Consider the following 21,212-nt stretch of genomic DNA (forward strand, 5'->3'; position numbering starts at 1 on the left):
AACTTCGTTACTGCCTGTTTAGGGGAGGCAGCGAGGAATTCAGTTAAATGTAATTCAAAATATATTCAGTAAGTTATACCTCACCAATGCAAGTCGATAGAAGTTTGTACAGGAGGGCCGCAACGCGTCATCTCCACAACATAAAACACTTGGCTAAGCATTTAATGCTCGTGCGGGCTGGTTTGCCTTCACACGTGCATAGTCTGCTACGTTACTTCTGATCTTTAAGAAATAAAAAGTGAGCTTATAGCTTTCTTAACTTACTCTTTAGTGCGTCAGGCAAAATTGGCGGATCCTGTCGGTGCAGCATTGCATGGCAGTTGGGGCAGATAGGGATGAGATCGGTTTTAAGGTCAACCTGGTAGTTCTCTTTTATCTCTGACAAAGAAATAAGGTGATGCACATGAATGAAGCCCTTCGCGATTTCACCGTACACCTTTGTCATGTCGAGACCGCATACTTTGCACTGATAACCATGCCACTCTATTGCTGCTTATCGAGCCTTGCGGTCACGTTCTTAGCGGTTAACGGTTACCTGCACGACGGCTCCTTCGATGTAGGTGGCTTCCTGTTGGATCTCGTCCGGGAAAAGGTTTGGTTCGAGGGGTTCGTTTTTATGGACGATCTGAAAGCCTTGCTCGGTGAGCAGCCTAACGTACTTTGATTTTATCCCACCGGTGAAGTCGGATGGCGTGAAATTGAGGCCGGTGAGTGCAGAGGCAGCGATGCCGACTATGGCTTTCGGGGAGGTGCATGTTTCATCAAGCAAGGCGGCCTGCGCTTTACTGAGATAAAACGCCTGTGCATCCTCAGTGTACTCTTTTAATCCTATGCGTTTAAAGAAATCTTCGGTTTGATACTTTTAGAGGCTTCCATGCCCCTTCCCTAAGGCCTCGATGATATTAATGACCGCCTGGTTGTTGGTGAATGTCGCCACCATTACCGTCGGGTCACTTTTATCCAGCGCGGCCCCGCCTCTGGGCAGCGATGATGGGAAGCATCAGCGTGGTTTTACCCGTGCCAAGAGGCCCGTTAACGGCCAGAATGTTGCCATCCCTGCTACCGATAAAATGGCTTAATGCATCCCGTTTGGCCTCCGCCAGCGGGAACCGATCCCCGGAGCGGCCCAGCCTCTCACTGAATGTCCATCACCTGTCCTATGTTTGCATGCAAGCTGTTGATTTAAGCGTGATAAAACAGAAAATGGATAAACATTCTCCACTTTGGGGAGGTATGCGCAATGGGTGAGGGAGGTTTTAACGGCTGGAGTCTTTCGCGCATGATTATGTAATGGATAGGACGAAAGAAGAGTTGTAAGTCATGAAAATTTGAATTTATGATCATTGTACGAACAGTAATCTGGGAAGCAGTACGCAAAATATCTCGTCGGAACACTGTAAATTTCATCAGGAATTACGTAAAATATTACGTAATCGAATTAACCTGAAATTTTATACGGATTACAGTATGGCTAGTGTTGATGCAGATTATTGCTACTCGTTTCCGGCTATACGTGGCATTCAGGCAGGTCGTCCCTTCTATATTGCCACGTGTCCGATGCGTATCATTCCCAAAATATTCAGCTTTGATGAAAATGACGTACCGCCTGAGCTACGCGCGCAACGTACCTTAAATAAATCACGTATTCCTGAAATGGTCCGTTATCTTCTGGAAAACCCTAAAGATTATGTGTTTTCAGCTCTGACGGCTTCTATTGCTGTAGACGTCCAGTTTGATGAGTTTCCGGGTTCCAACAACCTAGGAACATTGTGCGTTCCCATGGATGCGCAAATTTTGATCAATGATGGTCAGCATCGTCGTAAAGCGATTGAGGACGCTCTGGATGCTCGCCCGGAGCTGGGGCAAGATAACATTCCAGTACTATTTTTTGTCGATGAAGGATTAAAACGCAGCCAGCAGATGTTTGCCGATCTGAATAAATATGCCATTCGTCCCAGCCCGTCGCTGGCATCGCTGTATGATCATCGTGACGCCAGTTCAAATCTGGCGCGTTATCTGGCGATGTCCGTAGAGCCATTCGTCGGGATGACTGAGCTGGAAAAATCCGGCATTAGTCAGCGCTCCAATAAATTATTTACGTTAAGCAGCATCAAACAAGCCACCCGTGCGCTGTTGGGCAAAGATCCCAAAGAAGACAATTTTGAAGAATGCACTAAAGTAGCTATCCGCTACTGGCAGGCTATTTTTCACGTAATGCCTGATTGGCAGTTAGCGGCGAAAAAAGAGGTCTCTCCTGTTCAGCTACGACAAGACTACGTCCACGCTCACGGTATAGGTTTACAGGCGCTTGGACAACTGGGGAATGCCCTGCTGTCAGACTACCCGGAGCAATGGCCGGAAAAAATTGCTGCACTCAAAACTTTTAACTGGCGCAGAAATAACCCAGATCTGATTAAACGTGCAATGCAGCATGGTAAGCTAAGTAAAACCAGTACTGCGATCCAGCTCACCTGTAATGCGCTAAAAACCGCACTCTCAATTCCGCTCACTCCTGAAGAACAGGAGCTTGAAGATCAAATGGTTGCCTTATGAGTAAATTAGTTCAGGCCTTCGATCTGGCCGAATACGAAGATTTTATTAATCAGGAGCAATTCGCCGGACGCCCTCTTGCCGAATATGTTGCCGAAGTACAAAGAATTTATTGTGCGGACAAGCGTCCGTGGGTAATTGGCTACAGCGGTGGGAAAGATTCTTCCGCCGTGATCACGCTTGTGTATCTGGCGTTACTCGGTCTGCCCCCAGAAATGCGCAGCAAAGATGTTTTCCTGGTTTCCTCCGACACTCTGGTTGAAACGCCGGTAGTAGTTGATCTGATTAAGAAAACCATGGTGCAGATCGAAGCAGGTGCAAAGCGCAATGGTCTGCCGATCACTCAACATGCTGTTATGCCAAAAACCAATGAAACGTTCTGGGTTAACTTGCTGGGGAAAGGCTACCCGGCACCAACCCGGAGTTTTCGCTGGTGTACTGAACGAATGAAGATCAACCCGGTTAGCGACTTTATCAAAGATAAGGTCAGCCAGTTTGATGAAGTTATTGTTGTCCTCGGCTCACGTAGTAGCGAGAGTGCTTCCCGTGCGCAGGTAATCGCAAAACATAAAATTGATGGTTCACGCCTGGCCCGGCATACCACGCTGGCAAATGCATTTATCTATACTCCTATCGATACCTGGGATGTAGAAGACGTCTGGAAGTTACTACGCGGCGCTTTCCGTTACGCCCCTGAAGATATCGATGAATGGGAAAGTCCGTGGGGTGGAAACAACCGCCCTCTGTGGACGCTCTATATGGACTCTTCCGCACAGGGAGAGTGTCCACTGGTCATCGATGAAAGTACCCCCTCTTGTGGCAACTCGCGTTTTGGCTGCTGGACCTGTACCGTTGTGACTAAAGACAAGGCAATGGAAAGCCTGATTCAAAACGGTGAAGAGTGGATGTCTCCGTTGCTGAAATACCGTGATCTGCTGGCATTTACCACCGATCCAGTAAATAAAGATACGTTTCGCAACTATAAACGTCGTACTGGCAAGGTCAGTTATCAGTATGCCAAAGATGGCGAAGAAATTAGTGCCGAGCGTAAACATGTTCCTGGCCCCTACTGGCTTAAGTATCGCCAGCAGTGGCTAAAAGAGCTGCTGGTAATCGAGCGTGATTTAAATGCTCAAGGCCATACGATTACGTTAATTACCCAACCGGAGCTGCATGCTATCCGTCAGGAATGGTTGAAAGATCCTAATGAACCAGACTGGTATGACACACTACCGGGTATTTACCGAGAAGTGTATCAGCAGGATTTAGACTGGGTAGTGGACGATCAGTCGCGCTTTGACGCCAGCGATGCAGATTTGTTGATACAGATAGCTCAGGGATTTGACGTTGCACCCGAGATGGTCATGAAGCTGATTGAACTGGAAGTGTCAATGGAAGGGCTAAGCCGTCGTCAGGGGATTTTTGACAAACTCGGTACCATTCTAAAACAGGACTGGGGTAGTCTCGAAGAGATCCAGCAGCAACAAGCAGCACTACAAAAACGTAACGACCGGGATATTCACCAGGAAGAAGTCACCAGGCTGGAAGCTGAACTTCAGGTTCTACAGCGAAGAATTGTCGATGCCAGTGAATCCTCTGTTTTAGTCGAGGAGGAAAACGAACGTGCTCATTAAACAACTAGTGTTACATAATTTTCGGGTATTTAACGGTACTCATACCATTGATCTGGCCCCCAGAAAGCGCCCACACGATTTGAATCCACGACCTATTGTACTGTTTGGTGGTTTAAACGGTGCAGGGAAAACGTCGATCCTATCAGCGATCCGTCTAGCACTATATGGTCGGCTGGCGTTTGGCCTTGCCACTCAACAACAGGAATATGTCGAGCAACTTAGTTCGTTAATTCACAACGGTGCGTACGATATTGAACAACCTGAGGAAGCCGCTGTCGAATTGACCTTTACCTATAATAAGGGCGGCCATGAAGCGGAATTTACCGTTACGCGAACCTGGAAAAAAGGTAAGAAAGATCGCCTATCTCTGCAACAGGATGGACAGCCACTCAGTGAGCTGGATTACGATCAGTGCCAGGGGTTTCTTAATGAATTAATCCCGCATGGCATTGCCGATCTGTTCTTTTTTGATGGCGAGAAAATTGCGGAGCTGGCGGAAGATGAATCCGGCAATATTTTGCGTACCGCAGTGCGCCGTTTATTAGGTCTGGACCTGATATCCAAACTGCGTAATGACTTAATGATTTTTGTTAAGCGCCAGCAATCCAGCCAGTTGGTGGGTTCTCAACAACAGCAGATTGCAGAGCTTGAAAAACAAAGTAAAGAATTGGCCTGCCAGACTGAAGAGATACTGGAAAGAGCCGATTTTGCCAAATCGCGGATTGAGTTTATTTCTAAAGATATCATCCGTTATGAAGGTTTGCTAAATGCTCAGGGGGGGGCTTTTGCCCAGACAAAAGCGCAGGAAAAGCAGAAAGTTGATGCGTTATTGAAAGATAAGGAACGTCTGGAAAAAGCACTGCGTCAGGAATGTGATGGGCCGCTACCTTATGCGCTTGCGCCCACTATTTTGTCTCGTTTACTGCAACAAATTACTGATGAAACGCAGATTAAACAGGCAAAAAGCTTTGAAAAAGAGCTGAGCCAGTTTTTAACGCAACTCAGAAATGATATTGCATTTCGTTCTGAGGGAACTGGCAAAATAGCAGCTGAAGCGATTACCGATAATCTAAAAGAGTATATGGCAACTAAGCCTAAAGGCGATTTGCTGTTTGATATCTCTGAACGTGAAGCCGGTATGCTCCAACAGTCGATTGAACAAGACAGCAAAAAGGCATGGCAACGCTTCGATCTTTACCGTACCCAGTTATCAGAGACTGAACAGCAGTTAGAGCAGGCTGCTGCAAATATTGCCCGCGCCCCGGAAGACGACCAGTTAATGGAGCTCTTTGAGAAGCTACGCGAACTGGATAAGCAACGTGAAAAACAGCGGCAAAAATATCTTTCATTGCTGGAAGATGCTAAACGAATTAAGCAACAGCAACTGGATTGCGTTCGTCAGGTACAAAAAATGCATGATGTTGCCCGAAGTCAGCATGGCTTGAGTAGCGCCTTTAAAAACGCTCAAGAAACGATTAATTTACTCGATCGATACAGTGATGTATTAACGCAGGCAAGAGTGAAAACACTGTCAGCGAATTTCGAAATAGCCTATCGCAAACTGGCCCGTAAAGAAGATTTACAACTTAGTGCGCACATTAACCCAGAGACGTTTGACGTAGAGCTGATTGATGAACAAGGATCCGTCATAAAACGTAAGCTGCTTTCTGCCGGTGAAAAGCAAATTTATGCAATTGCTATTCTTGAGGCTTTAGCAAAAACCTCAGGCCGTGATTTACCGGTGATTATCGATACGCCATTAGGACGTCTGGATTCTCAGCATCGGGATAAACTGATTAACCACTATTTCCCGTTTGCCAGCCATCAGGTAGTGCTGCTATCTACTGATACGGAAGTGGATGAGCGTTATTTTGTTGATCAATTGCGTGATGATATCTCTCATGCTTATGAGATTGTGTTTAATGCAAATACCAAATCGTCTGCACTGAAACCTGGCTATTTCTGGGAATTAACTAAGGAGGCGATCTGATGCTCCCGAATCGAATGGTGCTTAGTCGTCAGACTGAAGAGCAGCTTAAAAAATTGAAAGGATATACAGGGATTACGCCCAATATCGCTGCTCGACTGGCATTTTTCCGTTCGGTAGAGAGCGAGTTCCGTTATTCGCTTGAGCGGGATACCAAGAAGCTGGATGGCTCGCTGGTACTGGATAAAATTACGTGGCTGGGGGAGACATTACAGACTACAGAATTGGTGTTGAAGATGCTTTATCCACAGATGACGCAGAAGGATATGATTAAAGCCTGGGCAGCACATGTTGAGGATGGGATTACGGGGTTAAGAAACTATCGCTCGGTAAAAGATTTTGTATATGGAGTATACAAATAATGGAAAATAATAAGTCGATATTCACCCCATCTTTGCTAACAAAGCATGAAAATGGCACACTAACAACGGTAATCTGTATTAGTCGCGACTTGATCTGACATATGGTAATCCCCCCGAAAAATCGATGCAGGCATAAGTAGAATTTTCTCCTAACCTGAATGCAGGGGGGATTACCAGTGCATATAACAACATCAAAGGATTATGAGGGGCCCTTTAGTCCCCTCGCCGCCAGCACGAAATTAACTAAATTTTTCAGAAAGCTAAGATCCATAGACCTACCAGGCTCAACCCTTAGAATTGTTCAGGCGGGATAACATGGAGGAAACCTTCACTTTCTTAACACTCATCTTCAACTGACAGTTATCCAAATGGTAGCCAACTGATAAACACTGTCCTTTGGATAGGTCTCCTAGTTGCTTTTCCCACTCAGCCTGCTTTGTACCTGGCATGCTCAGTTCAAGAATTTTCGCGTACGTCTTTGTCTCTGTTTTTGCTGGTGCAAAAATCAGCTTGTGACACGCCTGGAATAAACGATCTTGCTCATCTTTACGCAGCATACTTAGCGTTTGAGTCGCCAGAATTAGGGATACCCCAAACTTGCGTCCTTCCGTTAACATTTTGCCCAATGGGCTCTCCAGGCGATGATCGAGGTTCTGCACTTCATCCAATACAATAGGAATCGGTTTTTCCTTACTACCGTAACTACATGCGTAGGAGTATAGATCCCAAAGTAAAAACTCAGTACAAAGCATTGAAATATCGTGGTTAAGCGACGCAAGTTGCATAATTGTTGAGCGGTGATGTTCACTCTCAAACACATCATTCCAACTTTTATCACTGTCAGATGAAAACAAGTTAGACTTAACAAGAGGAGCCAGCTTGCTTGCAAGTGCTGGTCCTGCAGTTTCTTCCTCGTTTAGGTCATCCAACATATTCTGTAAGCTATAAGCACTACCATATCGTTGGACACCAGATTCAATCACTTCATTGAGCACTGCGATCTGGCGCTCGCCAATTGTCGAATATACCTTGTTAAAAACAGAGGCTACCCTTCCAGCCACCATATGAGGCTTCTCTTCGAGAAAAATCCCGCCAAAATCTTGCTTTTGAGCTCTAAATGGCGACATACCGAATGGCTCATTACAAAGAATATTGGATTTAGGATTTGTTCGTTCAATAAACTCCGGCTCAAGGTGATTCGGCAAGAATCCGTTTGTATAATCAATCACCAGCGACCGAATTTGAGCATCGGCCAAGCTCATCAACAAACCTTGTATACAGTAGGTCTTACCCTGCCCTGAGCTACCAAAAATGATCAGGTGACGGTTTGCTAAATCCTTGTGCCCGTACTCCCAGAAAACTTTTTCGCCGGTAAGCGTATTCTGACCAATTTCAACTCGGCATTCACTCGCATAATCTGGGGTTGGCTCTGCAGCTAACTTTGACGGCTCCTCTGTTTGGAGGTTCGGTTTTAAATCCTCTGGCTTATCGACCACAACGTCTAATGGAACGAGCGACTCTCTTTTTTTCAAAGCTGTCTGCCCCACCAACATATACTCCGCCGGCACATGGCAGATCTGTGCGATGTCCTTTTCGTTCATTAATACTTGAAGCGGGTGTTGCACCAGTGAAGGCAGCAAAGACATAGGAAGGTCAACCTTCAACACGCCATCCTGCATGTTATAGCCAGGTTCGAAACAGCTTCCGCTTTCAAGGTGGCTAACCACTAGACCTGCTGGATAGTTCTCAAGCTCCGCAATCGCGTAGTTACCGCGTAGCCACTCTTCTTTCTCTGCCAGCAGGGCTTCGAAATAGTCATTGCTGAATACGTTGTACAGACGGTATTTGTCGATTTGCATCAACACTTGGCGGATAAACAAGCCTCGGTATAGCTTCGACGCCAGTGTCTCGTCGCTCAAAAGCTCTGTTAGATAGCGGCGAAGCTCATTCGCTTGCTGTACTGCTTTTTTGTAGTCTGGCGTGGAGCCTGCTTTCACTTCGACAGGAAGCAAATAAAGGTTACCCTCTTTAAAGCCCACCAGCAGTATATCATCTGAAATCGCGCCTTTTTTATATCTCTGCACATTGCGTGAGAAGTCACTGTCGGTCATTTTCAGGCCGATGTTACCCGACACGCGGATCATTTCACCAACTGAGAGCGGAACCCAAGTGATATCAGATTGGTGCACCAGACACGTCGCAAATTTATAGGCGCCGATAATGCCAGTTCGCTCTTTGCGAATGGTGTCGTTGCAAGTCAACATCTTCAGTAGCCAATCACCATTGAAGGCATTGAACTCGTTAATCTGCTTGCCGCCACTTTGTGCAACCACCCTTTCGAACAAACCACGCTGTGCCGTCACGGTTATCGCATCGTAGCTGGCTGAGCTGGTGTACTGATCAGAATAATGAATAAGCACTATACATTGATTGGCGTGGAAGAAGTCTAGCGTCACTTTCGGGTCGATGATGGTGGTCCAAATTGAGCTGTCATAAGAGCGCGCTAGCAGAGATTTAAAGTCTTCACTGACCGCAAGAGCAGGAGCATTGGCCCCCGTGTATTGTGTGCTGGGCTTAAATGCTGGTTCTATTAACGAGCCAACATACTTCGCTATTTCCAAGTGTGGTTGGTTACTATATTGAACGTTTTGCAAACCAAATGCAGTGAAGTATGAGCCTTCATCACTTTTAGAAGCGTCGCCCGTCAGCAGACCATCACACGCAATACCACTAGGCATGTCGTCAACGCTCAAGGTCGTTAACTTCACGTTGTCGTTGTTTCTGAAAAAAGACAGGTGCGAGTAGGCTTGCCCTTCGCGTTCACTTTGAGCATTGGTAAACTTGCTGTAAGTTAGCCGGGTTCGCAGAATATCGATAATGGTGTCGGCATTTTCTCGCACTTTCTCTCGGTCCAATTCCAACCAAGACTTTAATTCTTCGTAATTGAACGTTTCTGCAAACTGGTCAAATGCATTGAAAACCAGCTCATCATCGTAGAGGTTGACATGAATTGATGCCGCTTTATCGAGGTTATCTTTTACATAGTCAACCAAACCGAGGAATAACTCTTCTGCACGATCTTGATTCACGGCATTCACCAACACACTCTTCTCTGAGCCGGTAAACAAGTGGCGAAACGCTTTTTGGAACTCGTTGATCTTTTCTTTAACCAGCTTGCGAACGAACTTCAGACAACTTTTCTGGTGAGGGACACTTTTAACCCAAAACCCGTTTTCTGTTACTTGCTGGTTGTAGGCAAACCCATGCTTGGGATGATAGACATACGGAAGCAGTCCACTTGGCCCCAAGCGATTGAACGTGACAGTTGGCAAGTCAGCAAAGCTGTCATCTTTTTGCATTTCATTACAAAGATTTAAGTAGTAAGCCAACACCATTGGGTGGAATGGCGAGTAATATTCTTCACCATTCTCGCGAACCAAACCGATTTGCATCACAAGCTTTTGCTCTTTGGTAAGCATGCCACCAGTTGGGATCGCGTTGAAATAATCAAGGAATGCATCCACGGTCGCTTTCACGAGTGCCGTAAATATAGGCCCCCACGAAACCAACGAAATAGTTGTTCGTCGGCTCGCTAGATAGTCAAACAGTGCTTGGTATGCTGAGTGAAGACCGTCATCAATAGACTTTAACTGTTCCAACGCCATGCTGTTGGATTCCGCTAGGTAGACTTGCTTTTGCTGAACGAAACACTCTTCCCAACGAAGTAGGCTAATGCGCGGCTCCATGACGCGAAATTCACTATGATCGATCGCGACAACGTCTTTACTCGGATAAAGCTCGCCAAACACGTGATCGTCAAACAATTTGTGGAAGCGAGATTGGTTAAGCAGCAATGGGAAGGACAGGCTGCTTTCTACCTGTTCACCCTCAATATAAAATGTCAGGGAATTATCACCTGATTTCACCACAAAGCTGATTTCTTCTGACTCGTTGGCCAAAGATTCAAAATCGACAACACCAAATTCTGCGCGGTCAACCACTTCACCGACATCATCTAGGCTTCGGTTTGCAGTTAGCGCCGGGTTAATAACCAAGCTGTTGTCTACCGTTTTCAAGGTAAGGCGTTTTTTTGAAGGCTCAACGGCGAAAATGTTTTTGAATGCCTCGAGGTGAAACTCGCCTTTTCTGACAACCAAGCAACGGAAGTTATGGTGTTCAGAGGTATTGTCACGCTTCAATGCTAGCGTGAAAAACAAAGGCTCATTGGCATAACTAGCTGCTAGAGTAGCGTTTGCCCCTTTACTAGTTAGGCGCGTGCTGATGACTTCGTGTTTGCCAAGTGCATTCGCTGGCGAGACTTTAAACTGCTCTTTTCTTAAATCGCTGATGCCAGAAAAGCTCAGTTTAAGTTCAAACTCACTTTGCCCTTCTTCCAGTGCAATAATCAAGTGACGGTCACGCAATCCTGCTTTAGTTTCTTTTGGGTAACGACCAATCACTTGCGCATTATTGGTCTCGTCTTCACCTTCATGCTTAAGGTTCTGAATCTTATTCCTTTTGATCTCTTCTCGATAAGTTTCAAACTCCACATCTTTCCAACCATCGTCAGAAAAATGTTCTTTGATAAACCTACTACTAAAGCCTTTCAGCCTTTCTTCAAGTTGCTGACCAAAATGCTCTACTTCAAACGACAACTCTTGGTAAAGCGTACGGTTTTCTTCTAGGCGCTGTTTGATCTGTTTTTTATTGCCCGATAACTCAGCAACAAAAGGATCCTCAAACATGCCTAGCTCGCTGAAACACAGCTCGCCATCCTCAACTGCCTTGTATAAAGACTCGAAACCGAACATGGTCGCACCATCTTCCAAAATCGCGTCAAATTGGTCGTCCAAAAGGCAAAGCGAAACGTCTCGAGATTTGTCAGATTGCTCAATAAAGCCACTAAGAGCGAATTTGATTTTCCCTGGACTCCACACCTGGCCAGACTGGCCAAGATCTTCCGCCGAGTTGATGAGAGTATCTAGGCGACTATTGTGAATCACCACCAGTGCACAGCCCTTCAACGGACCTTCCTGGCTTGCTATTTCGTCACGCAAATTAGAGATGTAGTTTTCGGTAAAGCCCGTTTCACACGCATCTTCGCTATGAAGCACTGGCACCACTTTGCAGTCTTCTAGGTCTAAATAGCTCAGCGCTACACCATTGCGAGCTTCGCTCTCTCCTCCTTTTCGCGCTAAGAGCGCATCGAAAAGTCGCTGACTATTAGCATGGTCAGGAGAGTTAAACTGGTAGCGATAGCCTGCGCGGATGTTTCCTTTCGCGTGCAGTAAAAACTGCTCAACCAGAAACGATTCAAATTGTTTTGCGCACATACACTGCATCTCCACTATCACTCATGCGTTCAACGTTGCCAATTCGCTCATAGAACTTAATAAGCTCTTGTTCTGTCTGCTTATCAACAAAAATCCCCCTTTGCTGTAAGCCAATTATCAGCTCATGGAAGCGAAGCTTTTCTTCCTTACCCACCACCAGGTTAGTAAGCAAAATAATGTGGTCTTGAGTGAGTACTAACACCCGACCAGAGCGACCACGAGCTTGCACGAAGCCAGTAGCCATGTTTTCTTCAACCGCTTTAATATATTTTTTGATAGTCCCCGGACGGTCGGTTTTAGGGTCTCTGAACTGTTCTTCAGCAAGCTTCAAAGCATATTCCAACCAATCAATTGCGGTTTCTGCTTTTTCAGGTATTGCTGTTTCAAGTTTTCTGTTGTGGCGAAACATTTTTGCGTAATTTTCAATATACCCAGCTAGATCACTCCGCTCTGAACTCTTAATATCCTTTGCCAATTGCCACAAAGGTTTTTTTAATTTTTCTGGGTTTGGTTGAAGATTTTCCAGCATAGAGAGGAAGGGAAACAGCTTGAAAGACGATTCGCTAAAAAGCTTGTAACCGTGCTTTTTGATATGGATACGTTCACTGCTGGCGCGCTCATGATCCATGATGAAATACAGCGGTTTCGCGGTTGGGGCTTCACCTGTTTTCCAATCCGACAACGATAGGCTTAATTGAGCCGTGTAAGCAAAGCCATAGAATGCCAAGAAACGCTCGAACTCATCCAACAGGTATTTCGGATAACCAGTTAAAAACTCGAGGTCACGTTTAAACGCCTCTGCTATATAGGGCAAATATGGTGACTCGGTCACTTGGAATTCCTTGTCACGATCTGACTTTGTTTTCTCTAAAAGCGTTTTAAGAAACTCCTCTTCGAGGAAGTTCAAGTTAGATTCAAATCGTTCAATTTGCTGTCCTTGAAGTAAGTTAATAAACAAGGATGCCATTCGCATGTCGCGCGTGTACTTGTTATCTTGACTCTTCTGGCTCTTAAACAGCAGAAACTCAGGGGTTACCGAGAATATATTTTCATTAGTGAAATACATATCTTCAAGTACACTCCAAAATTCCTCTTCACCCAATTTGTTTTGTAAGTTGTTTTTGCAATCCGCATTAAAATCTTGGTAATTGTACTTTTCTATTTTTTTACAAAGTAATCCACGCAGGACTAAGCCCACGACTGATGACCAGTCAAAATCATTGCCTTGCGTACGAATGGGAATGTAACTGCTCAACGTATTCTTATTTTGGAACTTATCAGCTACCGTTTGTGGCAAACCGGCCTTTATCGGTAATGTGAAATTATCGGTCGTCATTAGTGCATACCACTCACTTCAAAATAGTCACTTTCTTCTTTCACGATTTTGTAGCGCTTATCACCCTTGAGAATAAAAAAGGTCTCTTTTTGCTTAGCTACTGTCAGCATCTGTTCCAATGCTTCATCAAGCAACAAAACAGCATTTTTGTCGTGCTTGTTAGGGCGATACCCCTGCCCAATCTTGACCAAAAGCTCAAGTAGTTTGACGCTAATTGGCATTGGCTTAAGCGATTGTTCATCGACTTTCAGATACACATTGAAGGTGCCTATTTTTTCGAGTGTACTGTTTTGTATTGCTGAAAAATCGGCCTTAACTTCAAGAGACACCGCCGTTTTGTAGCCATTAAGCTCAGAAACTAAATACTCGTCTTTGTCGAGTGTTGGGGCATGACGATTACAATAGCGGTGAAGCGCTGCGATCAGCGTTTCTTTGTAGAAACTGCCAAGCAGTTTGCGCATCTTTCCTGAACCATCGAAATCACGATGTCGCATCCAGACAGATGCATAGGTTTCTACCAGATTGTTTGTGAACTCGTTTTGGATAGGCGTTACAAACTCATTGCTGAGCTCTTTGTCACCCCGAAGCAAATAGAAAAGGCGAAGAAAAGACGTTGCTTTGGTTACCTCGTAAAAACCAAGCTCGTTAATTTTAGATCTAAACGCATTGAAACGCTCATCTTCAATGCCCAGCTCATGCTGAAGCACAAACTCATCGACGGTGCGCGTGTGCAGATTACTTGGGTCAAAACCCTGTATACGGGATAACAGCTCGTTATCACTGCCTGCAAACAAGTTGTCGAACAAGTAGCCATCCGCCGCGAGCAACTGGAAAATGAAATCCAGTAACGCTCGGGCCGTGAGGAACTGATCTTTGATAAGACGGGCTTTGAGTAATAAGCCGATCAGAGATTCCTGAACTGAAGGGCGACTCAGCAGCGCATAGTTTGCCGTCAGGCGAGTATGACCTAGAGATTTGAGCTCTTTGTCATAAAGCGCATAGAAAGGATTCTCAAGCGTTTGTGCTGTCAATCTTTTTAGAAATTTTTCTGCAAAGTCTGATGCACAGCCCTCAGCATTGAAGGTGAATTTTGGATAGTCTTCAAAATCCAAGAATACGTACTGCTTTGGAATTGCTGATCGCTTACGAGAGAGAAAGTCTCTGAGCACCTTTTTGATGTCGCTATGCTCTTTGGAACCTTCTTCTGCATAATTGCCGAGCATACCAACGTTAATACCCACAACAAGTGGTTTATGACTTTGCTTGAACTGGGTGAATCTTTGATCAAGAGCTTGAATGGCTGTCTGGCTTGGATTGAAGCTGTGAGTCGCATCCAAATGGAAGTCATGAGTCACTTTGTGCTTTTGGCTGTACTGCGTCAAGATCTCAGACTTGCCATCACCACTACTTCCGCATAGGAAGATGACTTGATTGGACTTAGCAGATAGGAGTGCTTTTTTAAAATCCGCTTCTATATCTGTCGTGATGTATATGTATCTCTTGAATCCAACGAGGTGATCTTGATAGTGCTCTCTCTCGGTACTGACCGCATACGGTGAAGACTTTGAGAGAATGCTGAGAGCTTGTGCAAATTTCAACGGTCATTATTCCTTGAAATAATCAATAGGTTAAATATTACTAATAAATGCACTGTATTACTATGATTTCAATACGAATATAGAGTGTCATCATAATGGACAAAAATCGATGAAAGAGACTGTAATTTAAATTGTGTATCTGCCTGTTTTTGATATGTTCCTCCTGTGACCTGCTCCCGATTGATCTTCGCATAGTCAAACGGCGTAATCCCTTTCTCCCGGTTCGCATCCAGAAAATCAGCCCACCACTGCAACATCAACTTGCGCTCATCCAGATGTTCCGCTTTATGGATATACGCCGCCCGCACCGAATTGCGTTCCATATGGCTCATCTGCCTTTCAACCGCATCCTTCGACCATAGCCCTGACTCAATTAACGAACTACAGGCCATTGTACGAAAGCCGTGACCGCAAACCTCAGCTTTAGTGTCGTAACCCATAACCCGTAGGGCACTGTTAACCGTGTTTTCACTCATGGGTTTACGCGGGTCGTGATCGCCAATGAAAATCAGCTCGTGCTCCCCACAAAACTGTTTTATCTGTTTCAGGATCGCCAATGCCTGCTTAGAAAGCGGAACCAGATGCGGTGTGCGCATTTTTGAACCGCGATGAGAATGTTTCACTCCAGGAATAGGCTCTCGTTCCGGCGGGATTGTCCACATTGACGTTTTAAAATCTATCTCTGACCAGCGAGCAAAACGCAGCTCACTGGAGCGAATAAAGATAAGCAAAGTAAGTTCTGTTGCCCAGCGGGTTAGCGGCCTGCCGGTATAGCCATCTATTTTCTCAAGTAACTCAGGGATGCGCTTTAACTCCAGTGCCGGACGATGTTGCCTGTTTCCAGAAGCAACTGCCCCAGCCATCTCCTGAGCGGGGTTATAATCAATCAATCCACTCTGCACAGCATAACGCATGATTGCTGTGGTTCGCTGTTGAAGACGGGCAGCAACCTCAAGACGTCCAGACATCTCCACGGCTTTAATAGGTGCTAATAAATCGCGAGTCTTTAATTCCGTGATATTACGCTCCCCGAGCTCTGCGAAGAGATTATCTTCCAGGCTTTTTAGCACACGATGGGCATGATCTTCAGACCACTTTTTATTGGTGCTATGCCACTCAATCGCCACTTCTTTAAAAGTATGGGCTTTTCTCTGCTCAACCTTATCACTTTTCTTTTTGTCTCCTGGATCGACGCCATTCGCCAACAGCTTACGCGCTTCGTCGCGGCGTGATCTAGCATCCGCCAATGTGATTTCAGGATATACCCCAAGTGCCAGCATCTTTTGCTTGCCGTCAAAACGGTACTGCAAACGCCAGTACTTAGAACCATTAGGATGGACGAGAAGATGCATACCGTTGCCATCGGTCAGCTTATATTGCTTATCCATTGGCTTGGCTGTTCTGACTTTGATATCTGTTAGAGCCATGCTTATCCCCTCCCTGTTGGTACAAGCATTATCGAATCGGAAATACCATCATCTGTACCAACATGTGTTGGTAGATGTACGTTGAAGTCGGTTGACCTTGAGAGAGTTAATATAGCGAGAAAGGTAGGTAAATGCTGGATTTTAGACATAAAAAAAGACCTCAGTTGAGGTCCATTTACATACTTGTGGTGCCGAAGGCCGGACTCAAACCACCAAATAACCCAATGATAAATAACAAATAAAAAATTCAATCCATGATATATGCCCCCATTTGTGCCCCCAACCATTTTTTACCCCCACTTCACCTTAGCTATCTGATATGACTCACTAAATAAAATTGAAAGCTTCTTTCGGTTAGGATCCGTCACTCGGAACCTAACCAGGACAGAGAGCCATAAAAATCTTTTTTTGCTTTTAACTGTTCACACTGTTCACCTCGAATATTTACCAATTAAAATCATTAAGTTAAGTGGTGATGAGTTGGTGAAGAGTGAACAGTCGACTCTTCACCTTTGTAATTTGTGCGCGCTAAGGATGCACCGTGTCATGCAACGAGGGAGGGGTAAAAAGTTTTTTTGGGTTTTACTGTTCACTCTGTTCACCTCTGTTTTTTTATCAATAATTTCATAATGATAAAGGGTGAATATACGGTGAAGGGTGAACAATGGATTGTTCACCTTGAGGCAATGGTCAGAAAGAAAAAGACCGGCTGTTGCCGGTCTGAGGTGGGTTATGTTGCTGCGGGTTCGTCGCACTTTGGCAGCCAGTCGCCGTTGCTGTCCTCCCTGAGCGTCAGGTTAGTCTGCGTCCCCTGTTTGGTGTGTCGCTTCTCGTAATTCAAGCCGTATTCTTTCAGCATCATCGGCAGCCCCAGCCCGAATGCTTTCAGGCTCAGCACGTGCCTGTAACCGTTGGCCTCCATATAGACCAGATAGGCGTGATAGAGGTAGTTACGTGGCTGCCGCGGGATGATATTGGCATTCCCCATAAACATACCGTTTGTCTGCGGCAGCGCTTCCAGATAGCCGCAAAAATCAAATGTCGGGTCAGCGTCGCGCTTGATGCTGAGCGCCTCGCCGGAGTTCTGCTGTGACTGGAGCAGTGCGCGGGCGCTCATCGGGTCGCTGAACTGCTGCATAAGCTGGCGCACAATGACGGCCAGCTCGAACGCGATTTTATCGCAGAGTTGCGGGTCGCGCTCATCGGGTGCGATTTGCTCCGGGAAATGAAGAATTACCCGGCGACGTGACACACCGCCGCTGCGGTCGGTGAAGCGCATCGGGTTGTTATTCACGGCCAGAATCACCGCCGGAATATGGGTTGAATATGGGTTCTGGTATTTCGGATCAACAGATACCGCATCGCCGCCGGTAATGGCCTTAAGCCCTGCGCCGTCACCGCTCCATTTCTCCTGGTCAGGCAGACGTATCAGCGAGAAGCCAATCAGGGAGGCACGTTTGCGCGGATCTTCCAGCGTTTCAATGTCGGCGGACGTTGCATTATCCTTACCGGCGAGCAGGGTCGCGATTTCGGCGAGGATACTTTTCCCGCTGCCGCCCGGCCCGGTCACTTCGAGGAATAGCTGCCAGTCGTAGCGGTTCGCCAGCACCATAAACAGCGCGGCGAGAATGACGTCGCGTTTATCAGCACGGCCACCGGCAGCGCGGTCAAGCCAGCGCCAGAAGTTCGGCGCGTGGGTTTCCAGCGTTTCGCCCTCCACTGGCGGGGTAAAATCAACATCGCACAGCGTACGCAGCCAGTGCGCTTTACTGTGTGGGCTGAATATCCCGCTTTGGGTATCGAGCACCCCGTTACGAAAACCTATCAGCCGGCGCGCCGGGGCGGCCTGCTGGGGAATTATCAGCTTCAGGGTTTCCACCACCGAGGCGATTCTCCCGGAGGAGAACGGGGCGCGCAGGCGCTGGAACAGCCCGGCCACGTCGCGTGCAAAATCGGAGGGCGGTATCACTTTCCAGATGCCGTTTTCGTAGCGGGAAAGGAGCTGGCCGTTAGCGTCCACGGCCAGCGCTTCGCCGTAATGCTCATGCACCCGCATCGCCTTTTCGCTGGCACTCATGGCGGTAAATTCCGCCTCGCTCATGGTATCGAACGGGCTTTGTGTGGCTGGCTGGACGGCGCCATAGACAGCTTTGCGCGTGGCGTCCTCACCCTGCTGCATAAACGCATCATTCCAGTCACCAAATACCGGCGGCAGGGCAACAATCCCCTCACAGGCTCGTGCGGCCGCTGCGGCTTTGGTCTGGCCGTCGCCGCTGAGGTCGCGGTCGGCGGCGAGGACAATCTGACAGGCCGGGTGCTTTTGTCGGGTAAGGCTCGCCAGAGAAAGAAGGTTCACGGACGACAGCGCCACCATGACGGTTTCTCCGGTCAGATGATGCACGGTGAGTGCTGTCGCATAGCCCTCTGCTATCCACAGGCGTTTTCCTGCCTGTTTCTGCCCTGCGATGATATGGCATGCCCCTTTCACCACGCCGCCCTTCAGGGTGCGTTTGAGACCCTCAGAATTAATGAGCTGAAGGTTAACCAGCGTACCGGTATCGTCATACAGCGGCACCACCACATCACCGGCACTGTACGTCACACCGCCGGTTTTATGCGTGGTCGTCAGCATCACACATTCACTATCGGGGAAGCCCTTGCGGGTCAGGTAGGTATTGCCGGTAGCCGTGCAGGTTTTCACCATCAGTTTTGCGGCCATCGCGGCCGCCGCTTTGCGGTTTGCATCGGTTTCCGCCTCTGAGACCGCAATCACCTCTGAGCCAACCGGCGGCAGGTTGCCGGTCAGGGCTCCCACCTTTCCGGCAGCCTCTGCGGCCGACACGCCGAACACCTTCTCAACCAGTTTCAGGCCATCACCCGCGCCGCACTGGTTACAGAACCACGTGCCACGCCCCTCTTTATCATCGAAGCGGAAACGGTCAGAGCCGCCGCACACCGGGCAGGCCTGATGCCGGTTTTTAATGACCTTCACGCCCAGCGCCGGGAGAATGCGCGGCCAGTGGCCGCACGCCTGTTTAATGGTTTCCGTTACGTTCATTTTCATTGCTGTGGTCTCCCTCAGTGCAGTACCGGCGCGCTGATGTGGCGGGCGCATAACTCATCCATCACGGTCAGCCCGAGAAAGGACAATGACGGGGCGGCTTTCAGCGGCCCGGCCTCCATTAAATCTTCCAGTAAGGCACAGGCAATCAGGCGGCCCTTTTCCTCGCCGTGCTGGCGCAGGTAGAAGCCCTCCAGCTCGGCGACAATGGCGCTTTCCAGCGATTCAAGGGTGAGGTGTGGATAGCGGTGCTGACGCGCGCACAGGGTCAGCCAGGCACAGGCCACGGCACGGCGATAAAGCGCGGCGCGTAATACGGTGGGTAATGGCTGTTTCACGGACGTACCTCCTCATTCATCCAGCGCTCATTGCAGCGTTCGACTACGCCGTCAAGCTGGGTGGTCATCAGATAAATCACGGAAGTAAGCCGGAGCTGCTGCGCCGGATCGGAGGGAACCGCATAACATTCGAGAATATGTGCCACCTCATTCACGAACTGGCCGACGTTACGCACATGCTCCAGACACTGAAGGTCTGCATGAGTGATCGTGTGGGTGATTTCTGTCATGCACGTACCTCCGCAACTGGCAGACGACCGGCGAACGAGAGGACGTAATCACGGACGAGGGGAAGGCGCGCAGCATGTTCGTCACCGGCTACGGTGCGGAGCATACGGATACAGGGCTTGCGATCTGTGCGACGAACAGCGGCAAATATGAAGACAAACTGTGGGTGTGACTGGATGAGGGTCGTAGCCATAAGGCAACCTCCGATGGATAGCAGATTGTTGCTATCGCCGGAGTTCTCACGCTCAATGGCGATAGCCCAGACGGGGGTGAGAATACCGGCTCCATCGAGTACCGGCCAGCCCGAGGGCTGCCCCGCCTGAGCTACCATTGACATGACGGCATAATGTACTAACACGGTCAGGAGACTGAGAGTCACACCTGCACGAATGTTCGCACACCACACCATTATCTGGCGCTCTATGGCGTTGATTGCGACACAAAAAAAGACGCATGGCGCGTCTGGTATCGCCGATGGATTGCTCGGGTTCTCACGCCCGGCTGCCGATTTTGCGGCAACAGCAAAACTGTACCAGGAAACACACAACGGATGCAAGCCAGAAAAAGGGGCTTTTTGCTGAGCGGCCATCATCATGCGTCGCAATCCCGGTTACGTTCGGCAATGCGATCCGCCATCCATGCGGTGATTTCCGACTGTGCCCACGCCACGTTTTTACCCCCGAGTGAGATTTGCTTCGGGAAAGCCTCCCGGCTGATGAGGTCGTAAATCGTGGAGCGGGACAGGCCGCACAGGTGCATGACTTCAGGCAGGCGTAAAAAACGCTCCTGAACCGCATCCGGGACCGGCATTAACGGGGCTGCAGGGGCAGAAGAAGGGGAAGAAAAAGTGGTGTGCATCGGGCTACCTCATAAAGTCCATACAGTGCCGGTCATGTTCGTCCGGCCTCGGGTAGCTCCCTATTATGTGTATATTTTTCTTCAGGTCATGTTTGTTTTTTCTGAAATAAACATTGACTTCGGGTCAGGTAAAACGAAGTAAAATAATGTTAAATCACGTCAGAACAGACAAACCTAAATCACATATAAAAGGAGCATTAATTCCTAATTGTTATAAAAGGTGCGGTGCCGCGAGCCATTAGTCGACAGGCTTACAGATGCCATGAGGTGCGGTAGGGAAAAAATGCTGCGGCGTAAAATTTGTGGGAAATAAAAGAAAAAAGCAGTGTGCATCGGGCTACCTCTTAAAGTCCATACAATGCCGGTCGTGTCCGTCCGGCTTCAGGTAGCTCTCTATTTTCAGCATAAAAATAGTTATTGCAACAAGGCGAAAATCCATTGTAACCATGACAGGACTGGTCAAAAAAAAAGCCACTCGTCGAATATTAGCGAATAATGTG

The 21,212-nt window shown here is 47.6% G+C and carries 12 protein-coding genes and 3 pseudogenes; 4 read left to right on the top strand and 11 right to left on the bottom strand.

Annotated features, from left to right (window positions below):
* Positions 1–244: 244 nt before the first annotated feature.
* A pseudogene (locus tag RTP97_RS09815) lies at positions 245–742 on the bottom strand (HNH endonuclease); the annotation flags it as partial.
* Positions 731–1,142 (bottom strand): annotated as a pseudogene (locus tag RTP97_RS21425) (DNA helicase); the annotation flags it as partial. The pseudogenes RTP97_RS09815 and RTP97_RS21425, both read right to left, overlap by 12 nt.
* Before the next feature lie 325 nt (positions 1,143–1,467).
* On the opposite strand from RTP97_RS21425, the gene dndB reads away from it, so the two are divergent.
* The 4 genes from dndB to dndE are packed head-to-tail and all read left to right on the top strand — an operon-like array spanning position 1,468 to position 6,533.
* Positions 1,468–2,553, top strand: coding sequence for a DNA sulfur modification protein DndB (dndB, locus tag RTP97_RS09820; protein WP_312413091.1), 1,086 nt, complete (start codon positions 1,468–1,470; stop codon positions 2,551–2,553).
* Positions 2,550–4,184 (top strand): DNA phosphorothioation system sulfurtransferase DndC, encoded by a 1,635-nt coding sequence (dndC, locus tag RTP97_RS09825; RefSeq protein ID WP_312413094.1) that lies wholly within the window; start codon positions 2,550–2,552, stop codon positions 4,182–4,184. Before dndB ends, dndC begins: the two co-directional genes overlap by 4 nt.
* Positions 4,174–6,174, top strand: coding sequence for a DNA sulfur modification protein DndD (gene dndD, locus RTP97_RS09830; RefSeq protein WP_312413095.1), 2,001 nt, complete (start codon positions 4,174–4,176; stop codon positions 6,172–6,174). The genes dndC and dndD overlap by 11 nt, the downstream gene beginning before the upstream one ends.
* Complete coding sequence (gene dndE, locus RTP97_RS09835) at positions 6,174–6,533, top strand: DNA sulfur modification protein DndE (protein WP_312413098.1); 360 nt, start codon at positions 6,174–6,176, stop codon at positions 6,531–6,533. Before dndD ends, dndE begins: the two co-directional genes overlap by 1 nt.
* Positions 6,534–6,817: 284 nt before the next feature.
* On the opposite strand, the gene dptH is transcribed toward dndE, so the two are convergent.
* The 9 genes and pseudogenes from dptH to RTP97_RS09880 all read right to left on the bottom strand — a co-directional run bounded on the left by dptH (position 6,818) and on the right by RTP97_RS09880 (position 20,712).
* Positions 6,818–11,866 carry a DNA phosphorothioation-dependent restriction protein DptH gene (gene dptH, locus RTP97_RS09840; protein ID WP_312413101.1) on the bottom strand — a complete coding sequence of 1,683 codons (5,049 nt, stop codon included), beginning with the start codon at positions 11,864–11,866 and terminating at the stop codon, positions 6,818–6,820.
* Positions 11,847–13,202 (bottom strand): DNA phosphorothioation-dependent restriction protein DptG, encoded by a 1,356-nt coding sequence (dptG, locus tag RTP97_RS09845; protein WP_312413104.1) that lies wholly within the window; start codon positions 13,200–13,202, stop codon positions 11,847–11,849. Before dptG ends, dptH begins: the two co-directional genes overlap by 20 nt.
* Complete coding sequence (dptF, locus tag RTP97_RS09850) at positions 13,202–14,800, bottom strand: DNA phosphorothioation-dependent restriction protein DptF (protein WP_058675763.1); 1,599 nt, start codon at positions 14,798–14,800, stop codon at positions 13,202–13,204. The genes dptG and dptF overlap by 1 nt, the downstream gene beginning before the upstream one ends.
* 179 nt (positions 14,801–14,979) lie before the next feature.
* Positions 14,980–16,227: pseudogene (locus RTP97_RS09855) on the bottom strand (tyrosine-type recombinase/integrase); the annotation flags it as partial.
* A 730-nt stretch (positions 16,228–16,957) separates the two neighbouring features.
* Entirely contained in the window at positions 16,958–19,291 is a 2,334-nt protein-coding gene (locus RTP97_RS09860) for a primase-helicase zinc-binding domain-containing protein (protein WP_312413109.1), read from the bottom strand.
* Between the two features lie 14 nt (positions 19,292–19,305).
* Positions 19,306–19,626, bottom strand: coding sequence for a DUF5375 domain-containing protein (locus RTP97_RS09865; RefSeq protein WP_312413111.1), 321 nt, complete (start codon positions 19,624–19,626; stop codon positions 19,306–19,308).
* Entirely contained in the window at positions 19,623–19,856 is a 234-nt protein-coding gene (locus RTP97_RS09870) for a hypothetical protein (RefSeq protein WP_409455934.1), read from the bottom strand. The genes RTP97_RS09865 and RTP97_RS09870 overlap by 4 nt, the downstream gene beginning before the upstream one ends.
* The gene (locus RTP97_RS09875) at positions 19,853–20,449 is read right to left on the bottom strand and encodes a host cell division inhibitor Icd-like protein (protein WP_312413113.1); all 597 of its coding nucleotides are present in this window, start codon (positions 20,447–20,449) and stop codon (positions 19,853–19,855) included. Before RTP97_RS09875 ends, RTP97_RS09870 begins: the two co-directional genes overlap by 4 nt.
* Positions 20,446–20,712: an AlpA family transcriptional regulator gene (locus RTP97_RS09880; protein WP_312413115.1), complete on the bottom strand. Its 267-nt coding sequence runs from the start codon at positions 20,710–20,712 to the stop codon at positions 20,446–20,448. The genes RTP97_RS09875 and RTP97_RS09880 overlap by 4 nt, the downstream gene beginning before the upstream one ends.
* Positions 20,713–21,212 lie beyond the last annotated feature (500 nt).

Origin of the sequence: Pseudescherichia sp. (assembly GCF_031998825.1) — a bacterium.
Classification (GTDB): domain Bacteria; phylum Pseudomonadota; class Gammaproteobacteria; order Enterobacterales; family Enterobacteriaceae; genus Pseudescherichia.